The organism is Clostridium sp. CTA-19, from assembly GCF_054767855.1.
Map to the genome: position 1 here is coordinate 1 of NZ_BAAABH010000066.1, position 4,428 is coordinate 4,428.

The following is a 4,428-nucleotide window of genomic DNA, read 5'->3' on the forward strand; positions in this document are numbered from 1 at the left end:
ATATTCCACTCCCGAAGGAGCTTCATCGCTCGACTTGCATGTGTTAGGCACGCCGCCAGCGTTCGTCCTGAGCCAGGATCAAACTCTCAATTTAAAAGTTTGAACTGCTTCAAGCAATTTGCTGACTATAATAGTCAATTTTTTACATCTTYCGATGTGAGYCTCTACAAAATAGATTCTCAAATGAATTAACTGGTTTTACCTATATTTATCTGTTTAATTTTCAAAGACCAATTCGTCATTACCTGACGACTTTTACAAGTTTACTAGATTTAAACTTTTTTGTCAATACCTTTTTGTAAAAAGTTTTTTAAAATTTAAATCTTTATCGCTTGAGTTACTTACTTGGTTGCCCTAGCGACAAGATTTATTATATACTGTAATTTAATTATTTATACATATATTAACTGCAATTTTACTAGTTAAATCTTATTATAGTTTATTTTCCTTTTTCTTTCTTTAATTTACTATTATTGACACACTAGGTCCTGTTTGTTTTACCAATTCTTTTAATTTCCTTAAATATATAGGGAAACAAGCTCGAATTTTAATTTATTCAATAACTTTAAAATATTTTCATACAAAATGTAGTGTTGAATTCTAAGCGATTCAGAGCATGTCTCACTATTTGGTGTATCCAAGTCTTATAATGGATAATTTTAAGTTTCCTCATTTAATAAATAAGTTGAAAGAGTTTTACCTTTATATAAATTAGTTTTTTATAGTAAAAAAACTATCACTTTATTATCTTTTTTTAAATCGATAAAGTGATAGTTCCATTTTTCTTTATTAAATTATAAGTTTTTTAAAAACTCTTCAACTAAGCTTTTACTCTTCTTATTGTATCCCAAATCCATAAGTGATTTTTCTAATATACTTAGCAAATATGTTAATTTATCTTTGTCTGCATTTTCTCCCATATGTCCTATCCTTATTACTTTTCCACTCATATAAGAAAAAGATCCTGCAATTAAAACATTATATTCTTCTAACATATGTTTTATTAGTTTATCACATCCTATAAACTCCGGAATTTTAACTGCTGTTATTGTGTTAGCCTGTCCTTTTTCTATAAACAGCTCTAACCCATATTCTAGTATAGCTTTTCTTACAGCATTTCCATATTTATAATGTCTTTTTATAACATTTTCTATACCTTCGTTTAAAATGTTATCTAATGCTACGTCTAAACTAACTATATCACTTATTGGCATAGTATATGGAAACCATTTTTCTTTATAATAATTTTTCCATATAGTTAAATTATTATAAAATCCCATTATAGGTTTTTTTCTATTTTCCATTACTCTTAATGCCTCTTCACTAATAGATACTATAGTAAGACCTGGTTGAGCTGATAAAACCTTTTGTGATGCCCCCAGTGCAATATCTATCTTCCACTCATCGACTCTGATATCCTCTCCACCCATAGATGCAACTGTATCCACAACTGTTAATATATTAAACTCTTTTAATAACGGACATACCTTGTCTATATTATTTAAGAGCCCTGATGGTGTATCACAATGCACTATTGTAGCATACTTAAAATCACTATCTTTTTCTAAAAACCTTCTTAAATCATCTATATTAATATCTTTAGTTGTATCTGACTTATATGTAACAGGTTTTCCTCCATATATTTTCACAAAGTCAGCAAATCCAGCTCCAAAAACACCATTATCTATAACTAAGACCCTATCCCCTTCTTCTGTTAAAGATGCACATGCTGAATCTAATCCTAAAATGCCTTCTCCACTTAATATATAAATTGGATTTGAGGTCTTTATTATTTTTCCTATCTTTTCGCAGGTTCCTTTATAAAAATCATAAAATTGTAAATCTAAATCTGGATTAGTACATTGTTGTGCCCTTGCTAATCTAACATTTTCCCTAACTGATGTTGGTCCAGGTGTAAATACGTATGGACTTTTCATTCACTGCCACCCCTTTTTAATTAATATAAAAGCATAAAATTAAAAGCTCTTCTTTTCTTTTAATCTTATGCTCTACTAAATCTTGTTAATTATATTATATAATATAAATTAAAAACTTTAAAATTTATTTAACTATTCTTTTTGCTACATAATATCTACTATTAAAGTAATCATTGTTTAAATTTGATATTTTAATAAACTCTCCTGGTCCTGGTGCATGAATAAACTCATTCCCACCTATATATATTCCAACATGAGAAATATCATTTGGGTCATCATCATTAGTTGTAAAAAATATTAAATCTCCTGCTACAAGATTCCCTCTACTAACTGTTTGACCTTCATTGACTTGATAATAAGTTGTTCTCGATACACTTATACCAAAATGTTTATATACATATTGAACTAATCCTGAGCAGTCAAATCCTAATGGCGTAAATCCACCCCATAAATAAGGAACGCCAATATACTCTTTAGCCTTATTAGCTATATCTGCCCCACTATACCTAGATTCTATTAATGGAGTTTCGTTAACTATTGGTCCAACTTCTTCACTGCCATCATAAATTTTGACATAATCACCACAAATCCATCCCTCAATTCCTTGTACAGATATTTTATACCATCCATTTGAATGAGCAGTTACTTGACTTTTAGCTCCATATGTTAATGTTGCAACAATTTTTCCATTTGTATCTGCACTACTTCTTACGTTTAAAGCCGATGCAGTCACTACTACCATTTTATTTACATTTTCAATATTACCACTATTATTTTCATTATTATTAGAATTAAAACTTACATAATCTTTGCAAATATATCCTGTTCCATTGCTATATTTTATTTTATACCATCCATTGCTTTCAGATAAAATTTCAACTTTAGCATTAGAATTCAAAATTCCTAAATGATTGTATGATGTACCTGGACCAGATCTTACGAATAAAGCTTCTGCGTCTACATATCCTGTTTTATTAATTTCCGTTTCATTAGAACCCCCTGCATTAGACTCTCCACCGGTTCCATTTAAGTTTACATATTCAGCTGAAACGTATCCAGTAGTTCCATTTGCGCTAATTTTATACCAACCATTTAATTTTTCTATTATATCTACAGCTGTTCCTTGTCTTAATGAATCTACAATATTATAATTAGTTCCAGCTCCACTTCTTACATTCAAAACATCTGCACTAATAGTCCCTTTTGCTCCTGTAGCTTGACTATTATTATTGCTATCATTACTATTACCATCACTTGATAAAGATATATATTCAGAAGATACATAACCACTCACACCATTTGCATTTACCTTATACCAGCCATTTAATTTTTCTACTACGTCTACCTCTGTTCCTTTTCCTAATACAGTTGTAACTCCATAATTAGTTCCTGCACCACTTCTTAAATTTAAACTATCTGCATTTACTTTACCCTTTTCCCCTGTAACTTTATCATTGTTAGTTATATTCTCTGAAAAACTCACATATTCAGAAGATACATAACCCATAGATCCATTTACATTTATTTTATACCATCCATCATGATTTTCCATTATCAATACGCTTGTACCTTTTGGTAACGTTTTAACTACATTATAATTTGTACCTGCACCTTCTCTTAAATTCAATGCTATTACATTAACAATTCCACTTTTATTTATATTAGATGAAGAGTTATCCGAATTTGCACTTTCACCCATCTTAACATATTCTCCAAAAACCCATGCATTTTGTCCATTATAATCTATCTTATACCAATCGCCCTTTTTCTCTAGAACAGTTACCTTTGTATTTTCATTTAATGAACCTATTACTTTTGAAGAAGTATTGTTTTCAGATCTAACGTTCAAATTATTTACAGTAATTATTCCTACTTGAGTTCCTGCAGCCAATGCACTTTTACTTCCTATAACCGAGTAAACACACATAGTGGCAGCAATAGCTCCTAGTGTTTTTTTAGAATTCTCCAAAATTGTCCCTCCATCCTAATTTGATTTGCCTCGTACATAATAATATATTATCTTCCTATGTTTTTACATATACAGTAATTAATACAAATTTATTATATCTTAATTTAGCCTTAATTGTTTGAATATTGCTTTAATTTTTTCTACATTATATTGACATAAATCTACTTTAAAATATATATTTTTATATTAAGATATAATTTGTATATATGTTTAAAATAATTTTTATATTTCAATGCTACAATTTCAATATAATATTAATTTTTTTATACTACTGTACAATATATATTATTATCGTAAATTAATGTAAAAGTTTAATAGAATCAGGTCGAATTTTGTAAAAAAGTATAAAAAAAAAGCAGTTCTTTCGAACTGCTAATGGTGGAGATAAAGAGATTCGAACTCTTGACCCCCTGCGTGCAAGGCAGGTGCTCTCCCAACTGAGCTATACCCCCAAATATGGTGGACCTTCAGGGACTCGAACCCCGGACCTACCGGTTATGAGCCGGTTGCTCTAACCAACTG

At 29.7% G+C, this 4,428-nt stretch carries 2 protein-coding genes, 1 tRNA gene and 1 rRNA gene; all 4 read right to left on the minus strand.

Annotation, left to right across the window (positions count from 1 at the left end; all coding sequences use genetic code 11):
• Positions 1 to 94 (minus strand): 16S ribosomal RNA (locus ACYUE0_RS17445); the annotation flags it as partial.
• Positions 95 to 794: 700 nt separating this feature from the next.
• Positions 795 to 1,937 carry a pyridoxal-phosphate-dependent aminotransferase family protein gene (locus tag ACYUE0_RS17450; protein WP_061997062.1) on the minus strand — a complete coding sequence of 381 codons (1,143 nt, stop codon included), beginning with the start codon at positions 1,935 to 1,937 and terminating at the stop codon, positions 795 to 797.
• Positions 1,938 to 2,061: 124 nt separating this feature from the next.
• Positions 2,062 to 3,906, minus strand: a complete 1,845-nt coding sequence (locus ACYUE0_RS17455) for a C40 family peptidase (RefSeq protein WP_460271888.1) — start codon at positions 3,904 to 3,906, stop codon at positions 2,062 to 2,064.
• 376 nt (positions 3,907 to 4,282) lie between these two features.
• Positions 4,283 to 4,358 (minus strand) — tRNA-Ala (locus ACYUE0_RS17460).
• Positions 4,359 to 4,428: the final 70 nt, after the last annotated feature.

Bases quoted from the DNA above. Each gene is read 5' to 3' on its own strand.
- ACYUE0_RS17450 (WP_061997062.1), bottom strand. From the start codon at position 1,937: ATGAAAAGTCCATACGTATTTACACCTGGACCAACATCAGTTAGGGAA.